Consider the following 18945-nt stretch of genomic DNA (forward strand, 5'->3'; position numbering starts at 1 on the left):
GCATGAGCGAGCAGCACAGCACGGTGGTCATCGGTGCGGGGCCGGCAGGTCTCACGGCGGCGTACGAGCTGCTCCGGCACGGCCTGCCGGTCCGGGTTTTCGAGGCCGACGAGGTGGTCGGCGGCATCAGCCGGACCGTGGAGCGCGACGGGTGGCGGTTCGATATCGGCGGGCACCGGTTCTTCACCAAGGTGCCCCGGGTGGAGGCGTTCTGGCACGAGATCCTGCCGGACGAGGACTTCCTGACCCGGCCCCGGATGAGCCGGATCTTCTACCGGGGGGCGCTGTTCAACTACCCGCTCAGCGCGGCGAACGCACTGCGCAACCTGGGGCTGCCCGAGGCGACCCGCTGCCTGGGCTCGTACGCCCGGGCCCGGTTGCGCCCGCCCCGGGACCAGTCGCACTTCGAGGGCTGGGTGTCGGCCAGGTTCGGCTGGCGGCTGTACTCGATCTTCTTCAAGACGTACACGGAGAAGGTCTGGGGGATGCCGGCCGATCGGCTGCAGGCGGACTGGGCGGCGCAGCGGATCAAGAACCTGTCGCTGGCCAAGGCGATCCGCAACGCGTTGCTGCCCCGGCGGTACCGCACGGACGTGACCAGCCTGATCGAGCAGTTCCAGTACCCGAAGTACGGGCCGGGGATGATGTGGGAGCGGTGCGCCGAGCAGGTGCGCCACCGTGGCGGGGACCTGTCGACCGGCACCTGGGTCACCGCGGTGCACCGGGACCCGGCGCGACGACGGGCGATCAGCGTGACGGTCAACGGAGTGGGCGGGCAGCGCACCGAACCGACCGACCATGTGGTCTCGTCGATGCCGATCTCGGAGCTGGTGGCCGCGCTGCGCCCGGCGCCGCCGCCGGAGGTGCTGGCCTGCGCCGCCGACCTGCGCTACCGCGACTTCCTGACCGTCGCGCTGGTGGTGCCAGCCGAGTTCTCGTTCCCCGACAACTGGATCTACGTGCACGACCCGGGAGTGCGGGTGGGCCGGATCCAGAACTTCGGCTCCTGGTCGCCGTACCTGGTCAAGGACGGCCGCACCTGCCTGGGCCTGGAGTACTTCGTCTTCGAGGACGACGAGATGTGGCGTACCCCGGACGCCGACCTGGTGGCGCTGGCCACCGCGGAGCTGGAGCGGCTGGGGTTGGCCCGGCCCGGCGCGGTGGAGGCCGGCTACGTGGTGCGGATGCCGAAGGCATACCCGGTGTACGACGAGCGCTACCAGCACAACGTGGACGTGATCCGGGCCTGGTTGGCCGAGGAGGTGCCGAACGTGCACCCGGTGGGGCGCAACGGCATGCACCGCTACAACAACCAGGACCACTCGATGATGACCGCCATGCTCACGGCGGAGAACATCGCCACCGGCAGCGCGCACGACGTCTGGTCGGTCAACGTGGAGCAGGACTACCACGAGCAGTCCACCGGCGGCGACGGGCACCGGGGCACGGGCCGGGACGCGCCGGTCCTGCCGAGCCGGATCACCACGGACCCGATCACCGCGCCCGAGGGTGTGCGCCCAGCCGGCGACGGCGGCCGGTCGGCGCAGGCGCCGCTAGCCTGACGAGGTGTTCGACTGATCGACACGCGGCTAGCCTCGGCGACGCCGTGACGTCAGGTCCGCCGCCGCTGCCCGCCATTGCGGATAGTCGAATGCGAATCCGGCGTCGGAGAGTCGACCCGGGGCGACCCGCCGGCTCTTCAACAGCAGTTCGGTGTCCGACCGGAGTGCGAATGCGCCCACCTCAGCCATCCATCGTGTGGCCGGCAGGCCGACCGGCATCCGCCACGCCGAACGCAGCGCCCGCATGAACTCTCCCTGCGGCAACGCGCCGGGTGCGGCCAGGTTCACGGCGCCGGTCAGGTCGTCGCGTTCGAGCAGAAACCGGATGGCACGGACGAAGTCGCGGTCATGGATCCAGGAGACATACTGCCGACCGCCCGCGACCGATCCGCCGAGTCCGAGTCGCGCAAGCCAGCTCAGCACGTCGAACACGCCACCCCGGTCGGGGCTCATCACCATGGCCGACCGCAGCGCAACCTTGCGCGTGTCGGGAGTTGCCGCCCGCTCCTGAGCGTCCTCCCAATTCTGAGCGATCTTGACGCTGTACGCCCAGTACCCTGGCACACCGTGCTCGCCACCGCCGATCAGACCGTCGTACTCGTCGTTGGCGGCATCGAAGCGGTGCGCATAGATCGTCGCCGTGCTCATCTGCAACCACAGCCTGGGTGGCCGGGCCGCCTCGGCGATGGCCTCACCGATCACCCGCGTCGACTCGATCCGTGAGCTCATCATCGCCTCGAGATTTGCCGACGTGTACCGGCAGCTCACACTGCGCCCGGCCAGGTTGACAACCACATCGCTGCCGTCGATCTGCTCGACCCACGGACCAAGCGTGGAGCCGTCCCAACGAACCTGACGCGCGCCCCGAGGTGAGCGCGTCAACAGCACGACATCGTGGCCCGCCGCGGTCAACGCTCGATCCAGGATCGTGCCGACCTGACCGGTCCCGCCGGGAATGACGACCTTCACGATCCCTCCACATCGGAAACTCTGTTTGAACATGTTCAACAATGCCTCGGAGCGTACGACCGGACCGCCGAGCCGTCAAGATCCACACGGAGTGGACGGCGGCGAGCCGGACGCGGGCGATGACGCCAGCCGGCCCGCTGACGCGCAGCAGTTCCAGGACGCCGGGCCAGTCGGTGAGGCCGTACGGACTGACGATGCGGCTGGCGCCTTTGTTGAACAGCGCGACGGCGTTCAGGTCGGTGAGTGCCACCGGACGGCGTACCAGACGCGCCCCACTTTCCCTTACGTGAGGTAACGGCTTCCCCCTCGAAGGGGATCGATCTTCGTCCCGTATCGCCGACCGTGGAGGTATCGCAGGGCCGCGACACCGTGGCCGGATCGGGAGGAAGAACATGCGCAGAACACTCGGATGGGGAATGGTCGCGGCGACCGTCATCGCGGTGGCGGGGGCGCCGGCCGGGGCCGCTGGCAGCAGCCCGGCACGGCTGACCGGCTCGGCGGAGTTCGCCCTTCCGTACGGGCAGGACGACGACGTGCGATCGTTCGCCTTCGACGTCCGGTCGGTGCCGTACAGCCGACCGATCCCGCTTCCCGGCGGGGAGAAGGGCTCGCCGGCAGACGCGACCGGTACGGTGCGCGTCGCGCACCGGCTGGCCACGCAGGAAATCACCGTACGGTTCGAAGCGGCGGTCGACTGCATGATCACGAGCCCTGGTCATGCGACCCTGACCGCCATCGTCACCCGCGCGGACGAGCAGGCCAGCGACTTCCTCGGCAAGCGTGTCGGATTCAGCGTGCAGGACGGCGGTCGCAACCGGGACCGGGTCGGCTTTACCTGGTCGGCGAGCGCCGACCAGAACGAGGCGGGCCAGTGGGGTCCGTCCCGGATCGGTACCTGCCTCGCGCCGGCTGCGTTCGCCACCGTGACGCACGGGGACTACCGGGTGCGGCACGCCGAGCTGACGGCCCCGCCGGCCGACAACTGACCCGGCGGAGGCGGCAGCAGGACCACGGCGGGGCGAGAAGATCGCCCCGCCGTGGCGTCACTCAGACCGGTCCGACGACCCCTTCTTCCCGCCGTCCGTTGAGCGGCGGGCGTAGGAGATAGTGGCCGCAACCAACAGCACCGCCCCGGTGAAGAAGTAGGTGTTGATCCCGATACCGGCCCAGAACTCACCCGTGGAGATGTCCTGAGCCCCTACGAAGCCGCCGCGCCGGATACCCGTGACCATCAGCAGACTCTCGGCCATCCCTGGAACGCCCCTGAGGACGAGCAGGACGCTCCCGAACCACAGCGGTACCAGGATCAACCACTGAGGCAGATGCCGAGCCCACGGGCGGACCGTAGCTCTGACAACGGCTGCCCCGACGGCCGACATCGAGATGAGTACGACGTTGAGGACTGTGTAGGCCGTCATGCCCCACGGGCCGCCACCGGTCGGATCGTCACCGGGAAAGAACACCAGGAGCACATGGGACACAACAAAGAAGATCAACCAGGCCAGGGCGCCGTACGCCCAGCGAGGACCTCTGAAGACGGACATGCCAGCACCCTCGTACGACCAGCGCGACGACGCCTCCCGCCCACGGCGGGTTCGACTCCCCCGACAGAGGGAGAGGCCGCCGCGTCTTAGCTGGAGGCGTCGGCCAGGACAGCCGGTAGCACCTGCGGGCGCCACTCGCTGAACGGGACGATGCCGGCTCGGCGCGGTCGTAGCGCATGGTGGTGGCGGTCTGCACGGCGGGCGCGAAACGGCTGGCACATAAGGTCGGCTCGACACGGCGACGTTCGCGAGACTAGGACGGGCAGGACATGGACCAAGGCACCCGCGACGAGATGCTCGGCCGCCTGACTGAGGCAGTCGGGTCCGTCGCAGTCGCACACCCGACGCGGGTTGCCATCGACGGACCGCCCGCCGCAGGCAAGACCACGCTCGCCGACGAACTGGCCGTCGCCTTGCGCGACCAGGGCCGCGACGTCATCCGCGCGACGATCGACGATTTCCTCTTCCCCCGGGCACAGCGCTATCCGCGCGGCGAGTACTCCGCCGAAGGCTGCTACTTCGACACCCACGACTACGATGCGCTGAACCGGGTTCTGCTCGATCCGCTCGGCCCGGGCGGAGACCGACGCTTCCAACACGCGGTCTACGACCGCACCACCGATACTGCCCTGTCCCCGCCGGTCACGACCGCCCCCGCCGACGCCGTGCTGGTCTTCGACGGCGTCTTCCTCATGCGCCCAGAACTGATTGATCGGTGGGATCTGCGCATCTTCGTGTCGACCACGCTCGAGAAGACCGTGGATCGTGCCGTGATCCGAGAGCGCCAGCTGTCACCTCGGGCCGACGTCGAACGACGCTGGCGCGAGCGTTACATCCCCTCCCAACAGCTCTACTTCGCTACGGTCCGCCCGACCGATCACGTCGACATCATCGTGCACAACGACGAGCCCCAGCAGCCGGTCTGGGAGACCCAAACACACTGACCGTTTGCGGTGGTTGGTTACTGGGCTCTCGTGATCGCGTCATGGGCCAGGGCGTCTCGGGCTATCACGAGCCCAATCCTCCACCGATCCCAAGCAGCACCGGCGGCGTCCTCGATCGCCACCCCCGGCGCTGCACCTCCTCGGCGTCGGCCAGCGGCGGTCGCTGTTCCGGGGCACCTGCGGCCGCCACTCGGTGACCGGGACGATGCCCGGTTCGGTCGATCCGGTCGACACTTCGGCCCTCCGACACATCCGACGGTCCTGCCACGAGACCTCCCCGGGTCGAGTGGACCTCAGCGTCGGACGGGCACGGACCGGGGCAGAACCTCTACACGGTGGTCACCGCGCAGTACACCGACGGCGGTGCGGCCGGCGGCGTACCGGCCCTGACCGGCTCGACCCGGGCGCAGTTGCAGCCCAAGAGCAAGGAAGCCGAGCACTTCACCGCCCATTCGGGCCTCACGGTGAACGACCGGCCGACCGCCCGTGCCGGCGAGCGGCTCGGCGACGTCGACCACAACGACTGGGCGGCGTACGGGCCGGTGGACCTGCGCAACATCGGCTCGGTGACGCTCGGGGTGACCAACGGCGGGTTCGGCGGTGACATCGAGATTCGGGCCGGCTCACCCACCGGCACGCTGATCGGCAGGGCCACCATCGGATCGACCGGCGGGTGGGACAACCTGGTCTCCCCCACCGTCACGCTGACCAACAGGCCCGCCGGCACCACCACGCTGTACGCGAAGTTCGTCAACGCCGCCCAGGTCGGTGGCACCCCGGACCTGCTCTCGCTGGACTGGCTGCGGTTCAACGGGTCCGGCGTCAAGCAGGAGCCCGGCGGGGCGCTCTCTCTCGCCGCCAGCCCCGGCAGCGGCACCGCACCGCTGATTAGCACCCTGACCGCCACCGCGACGGTGCCGTCCGGGCAGAGCATCACCGACTACGCGTGGGACTTCGGCGACAACAGCGCCGTCACGCACGGCGCGACGCTGCGGTCGACCGGCCAAAGCTACCCGCGCAAGGGGACCTTCACCGCCCGGGTGACGGTCACCTACACCAGTGGGGAGACCCGCTCGGCCAACCTGACCATCACGGTTAACTGATCAGTGGCCCCGACGGTGGGGCGGTGCCCATCGGCACCGCCCCACCGCCAATACTGGTTACTGCCAGGAGCTCTGTTGCGTGTAGACGAGGTTGCCGGGGATGACCGTGCCGTTGGTGTTCAACTCGGTGTAGGCCCAGAAGTCGCCCTCGGGCAGCGGCTTGTTCGGTTTCAGCGTGAATCCCTGCGTCGTACCGCGCTCCACCGTGGAGGGGAGCGTCAGCGTGGCGCCCGAATACTTGGCGTTTCGACCGATGATGGCGTGACCCAGTTGGAAGTCGACGACCGGGCCACCGGGCAGCTGTGCGAACACGTACGCGGTGTAGCGCCCCGGCTCGGGCAGGAACTTGTATGCCTGCTCCGCGCTGGTCCAGAACCTGTCACTGCTGTAGATCAGGGTGTCGCCCTTGTACAGGTAGAGGTCGAGGTTCGTGTTCGGGTCGTCGGTGTTGGCTTCGACAATGATGCCGGCGGTGTTCGCTGGCACGGTGAAGTCGAACTTCTTCACCCCGGCCGCGCCCGGGTCGAACACGCCGCCATAGACGCCAGCCGGCATCGAGTACGACGTCCGCTGCATCGGCGTGTAACCGGTGCTGCGAGCGGCAAGTGGTCCGGTGAAGCCAGGCTGGATCGAGCCGGACGCGCCGTTGGTCATCCGCCCGAACTCCTCCCCGTCGTCGCCGTACGGTCGGGGCGTGATTCCCCACGGACGGGCGGCGACCGGGATCCGGGCGCTGTGCGCCTTGCCGCGCCAGGCGATCGACCCGGTCACGTACCGGTCCCAGGGCGCGCTGCCCCGGCGCAGGGTGATGGTCACCGTCGCGGACCGACCCGGCTCCAGCGTCACCGATGCCGGCGTCACGGTGACCTGCATACCGTTCAGGCCGGACACCGACGAACGGTAGGTCTCCCGCGCCTCGCCCACGTTGGTCAGGGTGCGGGTGAGGGTCACCGGGCGGGTCCCGTCGTACTCGCGCAACGAGATGGCCGGCAGGTTGAGACCCTTGCCGTCGGGTTGGGCCGTCTCGCTGAACTCGATCAGGTCTGCCGCCGTCGGCTCGATGACCAGTCCGGGGTCGGTGGCCCCGGCCAGATTGATGAAACCGCTGCCCTGGTCCAGGGCACTGCTGGTGCCGACGGTGTCGGTGGCGGTGGTCCGCAGCGCCGATGCGACCGCGCCTGGTGACCAGTTCGGATGCGCGGCACGCAGGACGGCCGCCGCTCCGGCCACGTAGGGCGAGGCCATCGAGGTGCCCGAGTACGCGTCGTACTGCCGCCCGAAGTTGCCCGGCGGTGCGACTGCGGCGATGATGTTCGAACCCGGCGCGACCAGGTCCGGCTTGAGGATGCCGGTGGCCACCTTGTCCGGGCCGGTGGAGGAGAAGTCCGCGACGCTGGGTACGCCCGGAACGCTGGAGCCGTCACCGCCGAGCCGCAGAGACACCTTGGCGTCGGTGGGGTGGCGCATCAGATAGTTGAACAAGGTGCCGGCCTGCTTCTCGGTCGGCAGGTAGACCACCGGGAAGTTGTAGATCGAGTTGATCCGGTAGTTGCCGACGGGGTCGAAGGACACCATCGCCGCCCCGCCCTTGGCCTTGACCTCGGCGGCAGAACCGAACGTGTCGGACAGCGCGCAGGCGACGACCTTGCCCGTGATCTTGGCAGGGTCGAGGCTCCCCGGTTCGCAGTACACCGCGCCCAGATCTGGCGAGCCGGCCTGCTCGCCGAAGACCATCGGACGCGAGTCGCCACCGGGCAGAGCGTCCAGCGAGCCGCCGACGAGCTTCGTGCCGTCGCCCAGCTTGACGGTCGCCTCGTCGAGGTTCGTCACCGCCGCGCCAACCGTGGTCACCCAGGGCGCCGCGTTGCTGATCGCCCCGCTCACGATTCCGGTGTTTCCGGCCGACGCCGCCACGAAGACTCCCGCCAGCGTGGCGTTGAGGAAGGCGATGCCGATGGGGGTGTTGGCTTCCCAGTCGCCGAGATCGCTGCCGATCGAGAAGTTCAGGACCTGCACGCCGTCGGCGACGGCCGCGTCGATGCCGGCGATGATGTCGGCGTCGTAGCCCATGCCGGCCCAGAGCACCTTGTAGACGGCGATCTGTGCGTCCGGCGCCACCCCGGAGATGGGACCGAAGCCGCGACCGTCGATCGTGACGTTCGACATCGGCAGACCGGCCGCCGTGGACGCGGTGTGCGTGCCGTGCCCGTTCATGTCGCGGGCGGACAGGACCTCGCCCTCGGGCAGCGAGCCGCCGTTGGCGAGCCACGAGTCGGCGAAGTACCGGGCGCCGACGATCTTGCCGTTGCAGTGCTCGGCCACGAAGGACACACCGGTCTGGCAGGTGCCGTGCCAGCTCGCGGGGGCGGGCATTCGCTTGGCGAACGACGCGCTCTCCGGCCAGATGCCGGTGTCCAGGACGCCGACCACGGTGCCCGCACCCGTGCCGGGGCCGGGCTTGACCGGCGTGCCGGCGGGGCCCGATGCCGCCGGCTGGTCCAGCTCACCAGGAGTGGTGGCGGTCGGGGTGCCCGCGGTCGAGGTGGTAGGCGTCGCGGTGGGCGGAGTCGTTCGGGTGCCGAGCGCCCGGGAGGCGGTGACGGCGCGGACGCGTTTGTCCGCCCTCAATGTAATCGCCTGCTTGGCGGTCAGCTGCGCCGAGAACCCGTTGAAGGCGGTGGTGTACATGGCGTTGACCTGGATCCCGGCCGCGGCAGCGACGGCGCTGCGCTGCGCGTCGAGGTGTGCGCGGTAGGCCCGTGACGGTGCCGACGTGACGTCCAGCCGGTGACCCGCTTCCGGGCGGGTTCGCGCCAGCCCGGACACGCCGCCGGCATACGAGGTCAGGGGATCCTCGGCCAGTTCGACGATGTACTGGCCCGAGCCGTTCTCGTCGATGGTGGCTCGTTGGCTGGCCGAGGTCTTGCCGTCGGGTCGACGATCGGCCCCGTCGGTCAGGGTGACCCTCTTGTCGTCGCCGGGGGCGAAGTAACTGACGGCACCGCCGTTACCCGATGGCCCAACGGGGGCCGCCGACGCCGGTCCCGCGACACCGGTCGCGCCGATGACCACGGCGAAGACCAGGGTTGGTATCGCTAATCTTCGCAGCTTGATTCCGCTCGTGCTGGTTGCCACGAGACTCCTCTCGATTGCTCCCTTGGGGAGCTGTCCTGATCGATCGCGACCCGCCTATGGGAGCGCTCCCCACCCAAGCCGTCGGCGGTTGATCGACGGCTTCGCAGTGGTACGGATCGCTGATGCGTATAAGATCACATCGCGTCAGCCGCACGTCAGAGCCGCACCCGGGACATCGGTCCGGCAACCGCCGCTAGTGTCCTGAGTCGTTAATTCGCCGGCAGTACGTGGCGAGGCTGTTGAGGATGTCGTCGGCGGTTCTGGTCCACACGAAGGGCTTCGGGTCGGCGTTCCACGCGTCGATCCAGGTGCGGACGTCCGCTTCGAGTTCGGCGAGGCTGCGGTGGCTTGACCTGCGGAGCTTGCGGTCGGTCAGTTCGGCGAACCAGCGCTCGACGAGGTTGAGCCAGGACGCCGAGGTCGGCGTGAAGTGCAGGTGGAACCGGGGATGCGCGGCCAGCCACCGCTGCACCGCGGGCGTCTTGTGGGTGGCGTAATTGTCCAGGACCAGGTGCAGATCCAACTCTGCGGGCGTGTTCGCGTCGACGACCTTCAGGAACTTGAGGAACTCCTGATGGCGGTGCTTGCGGTGGACCTGCCCGATGACCGTGCCGGTCGCCGGGTCGAACGCGGCGAACAGGCTGGCCACACCGTGGCGGACGTAGTCGTGGGTCTGCCGGGCGGGGACCGTGGGCATCATCGGCAGCATCGGTCGGGTCCGTTCCAGGGCCTGCATCTGCGACTTCTCGTCCACGCACAGGACCATCGCCTTGACCGGCGGATCCAGGTACAGGCCCACCACGTCGCGGACCTTCTCTACGAACAACGGGTCAGCCGAGAGCTTCCACGTGTCCACCAGATGCGGCTTGAGGCCGAACGCCCGCCAGATCCGCGACACCGCGGTCTGCGACAGCCCGGTCTCCTTGGCCATCGACCGCGTCGACCAGTGACTGTCCTGGTTGGACGGCTGCTGCTCCAACGTGCGGACGATGACCTCCTCGACCCGGTCGTCGGTGATCCGACGGGGCGCCCCAGGTCGAGGCTCATCGGTCAACCCCTGCAACCGGCGGTCCAGGAACCGGCTACGCCACTTGCCCACCATGTCCCGCGAGACACCCAACCGCTCCGCGACATGCGTGTTGACCAGGCCATCGGCGCACAACAACACGATCTTCGACCGCAACGCCAACGCCTGCGATGACTTACCCCGCCGCGCCCACCGAGTCAAACACGCACGCTCGTCATCACTCAGTTCCACCACACCACGCGGACGACCAGCCATCCCGACAGCCTACTATCTGCCGACGAATTAACGACTCAGGACACTAGGTCGCGTTTCCCAGCCGCCGCCAGAGCAGGGTGCACGCCCCGGCCAGGGCCAGACCGAGCAACGGAGCGACGCCCACCCCGGCGAGGGTGCAGGCGACCGCCAGCAGCGCCGGCGGCACCCAGCACCAGGCGGGCACGGTACGCGGCGCACGACCGCGCCGACGGGCGGCGGCTTCCGCGGCCATCGGCACCACCAGCACCGGCAGCGCGGCGGCCAGCAGGGTCAGCCAGGGCAGCACGAGGCGGTCGAAGCGCGCCACCGCCAGCACCCCGCCGAACACCGCGATCGCGAGCATGGCCGCGCGGGCCGGGACCCGCGGCGCCAGGCCGCGCATCGCCAGCGCCCCGGAGTACGTGGTGGTCAGCGCGGCGGCGAACACCGCCACGGCGACGAACAGATTCGCGTACGCGGCCAGCCCCGACCCGGTGGCGAGCAGCGCGACCACGTCCGCGGAGCCGGTCCGCAACCACAGGCCGGCGCCGGCGAGCACCCCGAGCAGCGCAGGCCCGATCAGCAGCCCCACGCACCAGGCCAGGTCCCGCCGACGGGCCAGACCGACGCTGAAGTCCGGCGCGCGCAGCGCGAAGACCGCCGCGTACCCGATCAACGCGGCGGCGTCGGCGAGCCCACCGGTGGCGACGCGGACCGGCGCGCCCGGCGGCGGCAGCACGGTCAGGCACCACCCGACCAGCACCACCGCGCTGAGCGTGGTGAGCACCGCGACCCGGTTGCCGAGCCGGGCCGGAGCCCAGGAGACGACGAGGACCGCCACCTCCAGCAACGCCGGCCCGGCCCAGCCCGGAAGGTGCGTCAGCGCGGCCAGCGAGGCGCCACCGAGCCCGACGTTGAACCCGTTCCAGCCGACCATCGACACGGTCAGCACGGCCGCCAGCAGCAGCCGCGAAGTCTTTCCCAGGTACGCGGGCAGCACCGCGGTAAGCGTTCCGCCGTCGCCGAGCGGCCGGCGCAGCCCGATCCGGCCCTGCCCCCAGAGCAACGCGGCCATCAGCACGCCGCCCACCAGCAGCCCGGCCACCGGGACCGCGCCGCCGTGCCTGGCCGCCATCGCCGCGCCGAGTACCAGGGTGGCCGGCGCGGTGCCGATGCCCAGCCAGGCGCCGACCGCCGCGGGCCACCGCCGTTCGGGAGCCTCAGACAACGTGGTGCAGGTAGCCGGCTATCGCGGCGTCCAGCACCTCCGCGCCCGGGCGCGCCCACACCTCGGCGGAGAAGACCTCCACCTCGATCGGGCCGAGGTAGCCGGCCGCGTCCACCGCCTCGCGCAGCCGGCGCAGCTCGATGCAGCCGTCGCCGGGCAGCGCCCGGCCGAGCAGCACCCCCTCCGGCAGCGGGGTCACCCAGTCGCAGACCTGGAAGGCGGCGATCCGCGAGCCGGCCCGCTCGATCTGCGCGTACACAGTGTCGTCCCACCAGACGTGGTACGCGTCCACGACCACGCCCACCACCGCCGGATCGAAGCGCTCGGCGATGTCCAGCGCCTGGCCGAGGGTGGCGATCACGCAGCGGTCGGCGCAGAACATCGGGTGCAGCGGCTCGATGGCCAACCGCACCCCGGCCGCCGTCGCGTGCGGGGCCAACTCGCCGATCGCGTCGGCGACCCGGCGCCGAGCGCCGTCGACGTCCCGGCTGCCCGCCGGCAGCCCGCCGGACACCAGCACCAGCTCGGGTGCGCCTAGGGCGGCGGCCTCCTCGATGGCCCGCAGGTTCTCCGCACGCCAGTCATCGGCCTGGAAGAAGCCGCCCCGGCACAGCGAGGTGACGGTGAGGCCGGCGTCGCGGACCAGCTTCGCCGAGCGGGCCAGCCCGTGCTCGGCCGCCGGCTCCCGCCACAGCCCGATGCCCGGCACGCCGGCCGCCACGCAGCCGGCCACCACCTCGGGCAGCGGCCAGTGCTGGGCGGTGGCCTGGTTGAACGAGAAGCGCTCCAGACTCATTGGCCGACCCCGGCAACGGTGAACAGCGCCCGCGCTCGGGCGGCGGCCAGGTCGGCGTCGGGCAGCAGCCCGGCGGCGTCGGCCAGGGTGAGCAGGGTGGCCAGGTGCGCCGGGGACCGGCCGGACTGCGCGCCGCCGACCATGGTGAAGTGGCTCTGGTGCCCGGCCAGCCAGGCCAGGAACACGATCCCCGTCTTGTAGTGCCAGGTCGGCGCCGCGAACAGGTGCCGGGCCAGCGGCACGGTCGGCCCGAAGATCTCGTCGTACGCGGCCAGGTCGCCCCGGTCCAGGGCGGCCAACGCGGCGGCGGCGGCCGGCGCGATGGCCGCGAACACCCCGAGCAGCGCGTCGGAGTGGCCCACCTCGTCACCCCGGATCAGCTCCGGGTAGTGGAAGTCGTCGCCGGTGTAGAGCCGTACCCCGGCCGGCAGCCGGCGGCGCAGCGCGACCTCCCGCCCGGCGTCCAGCAGGGACACCTTGATCCCGTCCACCCTGGACTGGTGTGCCTTGATCAGCTCGATCACCGTGTCGGCGGCCAGGTCCAGGTCGACCGCACCCCAGTAGCCCGTCAGCGCCGGGTCGAACATCAGGCCCAGCCAGTGCAGCACCACCGGCTCCTCGGCGGCGGTCAGCAGGTCGTCGTACACCCGCAGATAGTCCTCCGGGCCGCGGGCCGCGGCGGCCAGGTGCCGGCTGCACATCAGCACCGGCCGCGCGCCGGCCGCCCGTACGTCGTCGAGCTGCTCCCGGTAGGCCGCGGTGACCTCGGCCAGGGTGGCCGGGCCGGTCGGCAGCTGGTCGGTGCCGACTCCGGCGACGATCCGTCCGCCCACCGCGCGGGCCTCGTCGGCACTGCGCCGGATCAGTTCCCGGGTGGCCGGGTAGTCCAGCCCCATCCCCCGCTGGGCGGTGTCCATCGCCTCGGCGACCCCCAACCCGTACGACCAGAGGTGCCGCCGGAAGGCCAGCGTGGTGTCCCAGTCCACTGCCGCCGGCGCGCCCGGCACGTTCTCCGCGCCGGGATCGGCCACCACGTGCGCGGCGGCGTACGCGATCCGGCTGGTCGCCGGGGCGGCTGGCCGGGGGAACCCGCTCCCCCGGCCAGCCGGTGCCGCCGCCCGCCGGGCAGCACCACCTCGGCAGTCATGAGTTCAGCTCCGGCACCTCGACGCGGACTCCCTCGCGGGCCGAGCGCAGCCCGAGTTCGGCGAGCTGCACGCCGCGCGCGCCGGCCAGGAAGTCCCAGCGGAACGGCTCACCGGCCACCACGTGCCGCAGGAACGCCTCCCACTGCACCTTGAAGCCGTTGTCGAACTCCTCGTTGTCGGGCACCTCGGTCCACTGCGCCCGGAAGTCCTCGGTGACCGGCAGGTCCGGGTTCCAGACCGGCTTCGGCGTGACCGCCCGATGCTGCGCCCGGCAGCGGCGCAGACCCGCCACGGCGCTGCCCTCAGTGCCGTCGACCTGGAACTCCACCAGCTCGTCGCGGAACACCCGCACGCACCAGGACGAGTTGAGCTGAGCGATCACCCCGCCGTCGAGCTCGAAGATGCCGTACGCGGCGTCGTCGGCGGTGGCGGGGTAGGTGCGGCCGTCCTCGTCGACCCGCTCGGGAACGTGGGTGGCGGTCACGCAGGAGACGGCGGCCACCCGGCCGAACAGCTCCTCCAGCACGTAGTGCCAGTGCGGGAACATGTCGACCACGATGCCGCCGCCGTCCTCGGCCCGGTAGTTCCAGGACGGACGCTGGGCCGGCTGCCAGTCGCCCTCGAAGACCCAGTAGCCGAACTCGCCGCGCACCGAGAGGATCCGGCCGAAGAAGCCGCCGTCGATGAGCCGCTTGAGCTTGCGCAGCCCCGGCAGGAAGAGCTTGTCCTGCACCACGCCGGTGCGTACCCCGGCGGCGTCGGCGGCCCGGGCCAGGTCGAGCGCGGCGGCGGTGTCCTCGGCCAGGGGCTTCTCCGTGTAGATGTGCTTGCCGGCCTCGATCGCCTGCCGGATCGCCTTCTCCCGCTGCTGGGTGACCTGGGCGTCGAAGTAGATCTCGACGTCGTCACGGGCCAGCGCCGAGGTGAGGTCGGTGGTCCAGTCGGTCAGCCCGTGTCGCTCGGCGAGCTCGCGGAGTTTCGTCTCGTTGCGTCCGACCAGGACCGGTTCCGGCCAGATGGTCGTGCCGTCGGCCAACGTCACCCCGCCGGACTCGCGGATGGCCAGCAGCGAGCGGACGAGGTGCTGCCGGTAGCCCATCCTCCCGGTCACGCCGTTGACGATGATGCCGATCGACCTGCGGGTCATGATGTTCCTTCCGTCGTGCTGGTCGTGCCGATGCGGGCTCAGTGGTTGGCGGCCGCGCTGCCGAGCAACCCGCGCAGGTCGGTGGCGAGCCGGTCGAAGCGGGGATCCGACATCACCTGCGCGTAGTCGCGGTGCGCCGGCAGGTCGACTGGAAAGGTGCGGATGATCCGGCCAGGCCGGGCACTCATCACCACGACCCGGGTGCCGAGGAAGACCGCCTCGGCGATGGAGTGGGTCACCAGCACCACCGTGGTGCCGGTCTCCCGCCAGATCCGGTGCAGCTCGGCGTTCATCTGCTCCCGGGTCAGCGCGTCCAGGGCACCGAACGGCTCGTCCATGAGCAGCACCGGCGGGGAGTGCAGCAGCGCGCGGCAGAGCGCCACCCGCTGCTGCATACCGCCGGACAGCTCGTGCGGCAGCGCCTTCTCGAAGCCGGTCAGGCCGGTCATCTCGATCAGCTCGTCCGTCCGGCGGGCCGCCTGCGCCCGGTCCATGCCGCGCATCTCGGCCTGGAGCAGGATGTTCGCCCGCGCGCCGCGCCACTCCAGCAGCGCGGCCTTCTGAAAGACGAAGCCGATCTCCTTCTGCGGGCCGCGCACCGGGCGGTCCAGCAGCGACACGTCGCCGCTGGTCGGCCGGACCAGCCCGGCGATGATCTTCAGCAGCGTGGACTTGCCGCAGCCGGACGGACCGACGATGGTGACGAACTCCCCCGGCTGGATGTCCAGCGACACGTCGTCCAGCGCGGTGGTCTGCGACCGTCGGGAGCTGAACCGGACGGTCAGCCCGGACATCCCGATGGCGGTGCCGGCCTGCGCCGGCGCGGCGGTCACCCGGTCACCCCTGGGCCGCGTAGGAGGCGTCCCAGTACGCGTTGGGCGCGCCCGGGTCCTTCAGCTCCGCGTAGCGGGACATCAGGTCGATGGTCTCGGTCCACTGGGCCTCGGTGTTCACCCCGGGCGGGCCGTCGGCGCCGATCAGCGGCAGGTTGAGGGTGAGCTGCTTGGTGAGCACCTCGGGTGCCGGCTCGTTCTCGGCGAGCGCGCTCATGGCGCTCACCGCGCCGGCCGGATCGCGCGCGGCCTCGGCCCAGGACTTCTGCGTTGCCCGGACGAACTTGCGGGCCAACTCCGGGTCCTTTTCCAGGGTCTGGGTGTTGGCGATCAGACCGGTGCCGAGCAGGTTCATCCCGTAGTCGGCGAAGAGCAGCACGTCGACCTTCTTGCCGGTCTTGCTCTCGATGGTGGGCGCCTGGTCGTGGAAGAAGCCCATGATGGCGTCGACCCGGCCCTCGGCCAGCGCGGCGATCTTGCCGGCGGCGTCCACGTTGACCACCTTGACGTCGTCCTTCTTGAGGCCGTTCTTCTCCAGCCAGGCCGGGAAGGTCGCGTAGAGCGCGTCACCGGGGGTGCCGCCGACGGTCTTGCCCTTGAGGTCCGCCGGGGTCTTGATGTTCTCCTCGGTGAAGAACTCCACCGAGGAGGGGCCCTTCTCCAGGTACGCGCCGAGGCTGCGCACCGGCATCCCGCTGGCCACGGACTTGAGCAGCACCGGGCTGTCCGCCCAGCCGAAGTCGGTCTGCTTCTGGGCGACCTGCTTGACCGTGTTGCCGGAGCCGTTGCCCGGCAGGATCTTCAGGTCGATGCCCTCGGCGGAGTAGTAGCCCTTCTGGAGCCCGTAGTAGAACGGGGCGTGCTCGCCGTAGGGCACCCAGTTGAGGGTGAGGGTGACCTGCTTGCTGCCGTCGGCGCCGGTGCCGCCGTCGGAGGAGTCGTCCCCGCCGCAGCCGGTGGCGGCGAACAGCAGGGCGGCGGTGGCCAGGATGGTGGTGGCGGTGCGTTTCATCGGTGCCTCCGTGATGGGGTCGGTCAGGAGGTGGTGAGTGGTACGCCGGCCCGACGGCTGGCGTGCCAGGGAATGAGCAGTGCCTCGGCGATCTCGACCAGCACGAACAGGACGATGCCGATGGCGGACATCAGGATCAGGTCGGCGAACAGCAGCGGGGCGTCGAGGTTGCCGTTGGCCAGCAACAGGACGTAGCCGAGCCCTTCACTGGCGCCGACGAACTCGCCGACCACGGCGCCGACCACCGCGAGGGTGACCGCCACCTTGAGGCCGGCCATCAGGTGCGGCAGCGCGTTCGGGAAACGGATCTTGCGGAAGGTGCGCCACGGCCCGGCGCCCATCGTGGCGGCGAGGTCGAGCAGCTCCGGGTCGGTGGAGCGCAGCCCGGCCACGCCGGAGATGACCACCGGGAAGAACGCGATGAGCACCGCCAGAATGATCTTCGGGGTGAGGCCGAGACCGAACCAGACCACCAGCAGTGGGGCGATGGCGATCTTCGGGATGACCTGTGCGAACAGGACGATCGGGTAGAGCGCCTTGTCCAGGGTGCGCGAGTAGGCGATGGCGACCGCGGTGGCCAGCCCCAACGCGGCGGCCAGCACGAAGCCGAGCACCGTCTCGTAGAGGGTGACCATGGTGTGCCGAGCCAGCTCGGACCACTGGCCGGTCATGGTGGTCCAGACCTGGCCGGGGGTGGGCACCAGGTAGTTGGGCACGTATTCCCGGGCGGCGACGAACCACCAGGCGGCGAAGAACGCCGCCAGCACCAGCGCCGGGCGCCACAGCGAGTCGGCGAAGGCGACTGCCCGCCGGCCGAGGGTCGGTCGTGGCGGTCGGCCGCCCACGCCGGGCGGCGGGCCGACCACGGTGGACGGGGTGGCCGCCGCTGTGGCGGATTCACCGGCCGCCGTCGCGGCGGCGGCCTTCCGGCCCGCCGTGTCCAGAGCGTTCTCGGTCACGCGGAACCTCCTCGGGGCCCGGCACGGCACCCGCGGACCGGGCCGGTCGGCGTATCAGGCAAACGCTTTCCAGGAGCGTAGGCGGCCCCTCGGCACCAGGCAAGGCCTTTCCCCGATCTGTTTCCGCCGCGCCGGCGACCGGCTCAACCTCGGCCCCGGGACCGTCCCGAATGGATGGTCAGACGGTGGCCGGATAGGTGTCGAGCAGGCCGCACATGCCCAGTCGGCCCCGCTCGACCGGCTCGCCCACCGCGTACACCCCGGCCTCGCCCAGGTGCCCGGGATCGCCCCGGTCGAGCGCGTCGAGCTGCTCGCCGGTGCCGGCGGCGGCCCGGCCCGCGCCGGCCGCCCACCGCTCTCGCCAGCGCGCCAGCAGCGGCCGGCGCAGCGCCAGCGCCGCGGAGTGGAACGCGGCCAGCGCCGTCGGACCACCGGCCCGCAGCGCCTGAAAGCCGGTCACCGCCAGATCCCGCCGGCGGTACGCGGCGGTCACGTCGGCGCCCGGCGCTCCCCCGCCAGGCAGTGCCGCGGCGGCGGCGTACGCGGCCGGGTCGGCCAGCACCTCGGGCGGGAAGGTCAGCACCGCGTCGCCGGCCTCGGGCAGACCGCTGTTCTGCATCAACACCACGATGGTCAGTCCGCCACCGTTGACCAGGCGGTGCACGGTGCCCGGCTCGAACCAGACCACCGCGCCCGGTCGCAGCGGGGTCTCCCGGTAGCCGGCGGTGGTGAGGGTCTGCACCGCGCCCTCGCCGCCCGTCACCACGTACCCCTCGGTGCAGCAGAGGTGCACGTGCGGGGTGCCGCCGACCACGCCGTCCGGCGCGGCGGTGTCGTAGACGCGGAGCCGGGAGACCCCGATCCCGCCGGGCAGCGGGGCCGACCGGTCAGGCATCGAAGTACTCGTCGGTGTCGTCGGCCGCCGGCAGCGACACCAGCAGCACGGTGAGGTCGCCGATGGCCCGGTGCCGGCAACCCGGCTTGATCAGGAACGCGGACATCGGCCGGGCCGGGTGGCGCACCCCGTCCAGCTCGACCTCGCCCTCACCGGCCAGCACGATGTAGTACTCGGTGGCGATCCGGTGGTGGTGGGTGACCGCGTCCTGCACCTGGAGCAGGTGCACGCTGGCCTGGCCGTCGCTCTCGGCGATGAAGCCCCGGCGGGTGGTGCCGCAGGAGCAGCGTCTGGTGGGAAGGTCGTCGAGTTGAAGCACCGCGAAGCGTTCGGACATGGCCGGGCCTCCCTGCGGGAAAGGGCTTTCTCTGCGGTACCGTGACGCTAGCCGGCACGGCGAAACGCCGTC

Annotated in this window: 16 protein-coding genes and 1 pseudogene; 4 read left to right on the plus strand and 13 right to left on the minus strand. The window is 70.9% G+C overall.

The window, feature by feature from the left end; all coding sequences use genetic code 11:
- Positions 1-2: 2 nt before the first annotated feature.
- The gene (locus BUS84_RS09595; RefSeq protein ID WP_074310644.1) at positions 3-1562 is read left to right on the plus strand and encodes an NAD(P)/FAD-dependent oxidoreductase; all 1560 of its coding nucleotides are present in this window, start codon (positions 3-5) and stop codon (positions 1560-1562) included.
- Between the two features lie 27 nt (positions 1563-1589).
- On the opposite strand, the gene BUS84_RS09600 is transcribed toward BUS84_RS09595, so the two are convergent.
- Positions 1590-2531, minus strand: a complete 942-nt coding sequence (locus BUS84_RS09600; protein ID WP_074310646.1) for a TIGR01777 family oxidoreductase — start codon at positions 2529-2531, stop codon at positions 1590-1592.
- Between the two features lie 392 nt (positions 2532-2923).
- Between BUS84_RS09600 and BUS84_RS09610 the strand changes: the two genes are divergently transcribed.
- Positions 2924-3517 (plus strand): hypothetical protein, encoded by a 594-nt coding sequence (locus tag BUS84_RS09610; protein WP_074310650.1) that lies wholly within the window; start codon positions 2924-2926, stop codon positions 3515-3517.
- A gap of 57 nt (positions 3518-3574) precedes the next feature.
- Here BUS84_RS09610 and BUS84_RS09615 read toward each other — a convergent pair whose 3' ends face one another.
- On the minus strand, positions 3575-4075 hold the full coding sequence (locus BUS84_RS09615; protein ID WP_074310652.1) for a DUF3995 domain-containing protein: 501 nt from the start codon (positions 4073-4075) through the stop codon (positions 3575-3577).
- Positions 4076-4344: 269 nt separating this feature from the next.
- Here BUS84_RS09615 and BUS84_RS09620 point away from each other — a divergent pair, with 269 nt between their 5' ends.
- Both BUS84_RS09620 and BUS84_RS09625 read left to right on the plus strand, forming a co-directional pair.
- Positions 4345-5019, plus strand: coding sequence for a cytidylate kinase family protein (locus BUS84_RS09620; RefSeq protein WP_074310654.1), 675 nt, complete (start codon positions 4345-4347; stop codon positions 5017-5019).
- A 335-nt stretch (positions 5020-5354) separates the two neighbouring features.
- Positions 5355-6122: a carbohydrate-binding protein gene (locus BUS84_RS09625; protein ID WP_244298451.1), complete on the plus strand. Its 768-nt coding sequence runs from the start codon at positions 5355-5357 to the stop codon at positions 6120-6122.
- Between the two features lie 57 nt (positions 6123-6179).
- On the opposite strand, the gene BUS84_RS40630 is transcribed toward BUS84_RS09625, so the two are convergent.
- The 11 genes and pseudogenes from BUS84_RS40630 to BUS84_RS09680 form a co-directional block, all read right to left on the minus strand.
- On the minus strand, positions 6180-9257 hold the full coding sequence (locus tag BUS84_RS40630; RefSeq protein ID WP_074310656.1) for a S8 family serine peptidase: 3078 nt from the start codon (positions 9255-9257) through the stop codon (positions 6180-6182).
- Between the two features lie 193 nt (positions 9258-9450).
- Entirely contained in the window at positions 9451-10539 is a 1089-nt protein-coding gene (locus BUS84_RS09635) for an IS630 family transposase (RefSeq protein ID WP_074310658.1), read from the minus strand.
- A gap of 43 nt (positions 10540-10582) precedes the next feature.
- Positions 10583-11746, minus strand: coding sequence for an SLC5/6 family protein (locus BUS84_RS09640; protein ID WP_074310660.1), 1164 nt, complete (start codon positions 11744-11746; stop codon positions 10583-10585).
- The gene (locus BUS84_RS09645) at positions 11739-12542 is read right to left on the minus strand and encodes a sugar phosphate isomerase/epimerase family protein (protein WP_074310662.1); all 804 of its coding nucleotides are present in this window, start codon (positions 12540-12542) and stop codon (positions 11739-11741) included. The genes BUS84_RS09640 and BUS84_RS09645 overlap by 8 nt, the downstream gene beginning before the upstream one ends.
- Positions 12539-13689: pseudogene (locus tag BUS84_RS09650) on the minus strand (dihydrodipicolinate synthase family protein). The gene BUS84_RS09645 and the pseudogene BUS84_RS09650 overlap by 4 nt, the downstream one beginning before the upstream one ends.
- Positions 13686-14837 carry a Gfo/Idh/MocA family protein gene (locus BUS84_RS09655; protein WP_074310664.1) on the minus strand — a complete coding sequence of 384 codons (1152 nt, stop codon included), beginning with the start codon at positions 14835-14837 and terminating at the stop codon, positions 13686-13688. The pseudogene BUS84_RS09650 and the gene BUS84_RS09655 overlap by 4 nt, the downstream one beginning before the upstream one ends.
- Before the next feature lie 38 nt (positions 14838-14875).
- Entirely contained in the window at positions 14876-15631 is a 756-nt protein-coding gene (locus BUS84_RS09660; RefSeq protein WP_074312398.1) for an ABC transporter ATP-binding protein, read from the minus strand.
- Positions 15632-15674: 43 nt separating this feature from the next.
- Positions 15675-16682 (minus strand): ABC transporter substrate-binding protein, encoded by a 1008-nt coding sequence (locus tag BUS84_RS09665; protein WP_074310666.1) that lies wholly within the window; start codon positions 16680-16682, stop codon positions 15675-15677.
- A 23-nt stretch (positions 16683-16705) separates the two neighbouring features.
- Positions 16706-17641, minus strand: a complete 936-nt coding sequence (locus BUS84_RS09670; RefSeq protein WP_208869562.1) for an ABC transporter permease — start codon at positions 17639-17641, stop codon at positions 16706-16708.
- A 178-nt stretch (positions 17642-17819) separates the two neighbouring features.
- On the minus strand, positions 17820-18536 hold the full coding sequence (locus tag BUS84_RS09675) for a cupin domain-containing protein (RefSeq protein ID WP_074310668.1): 717 nt from the start codon (positions 18534-18536) through the stop codon (positions 17820-17822).
- Positions 18529-18873 carry a cupin domain-containing protein gene (locus BUS84_RS09680; RefSeq protein ID WP_074310670.1) on the minus strand — a complete coding sequence of 115 codons (345 nt, stop codon included), beginning with the start codon at positions 18871-18873 and terminating at the stop codon, positions 18529-18531. The genes BUS84_RS09675 and BUS84_RS09680 overlap by 8 nt, the downstream gene beginning before the upstream one ends.
- Positions 18874-18945 lie beyond the last annotated feature (72 nt).

It is taken from the genome of Micromonospora cremea (assembly GCF_900143515.1).
Classification (GTDB): Bacteria; Actinomycetota; Actinomycetes; order Mycobacteriales; family Micromonosporaceae; genus Micromonospora; species Micromonospora cremea.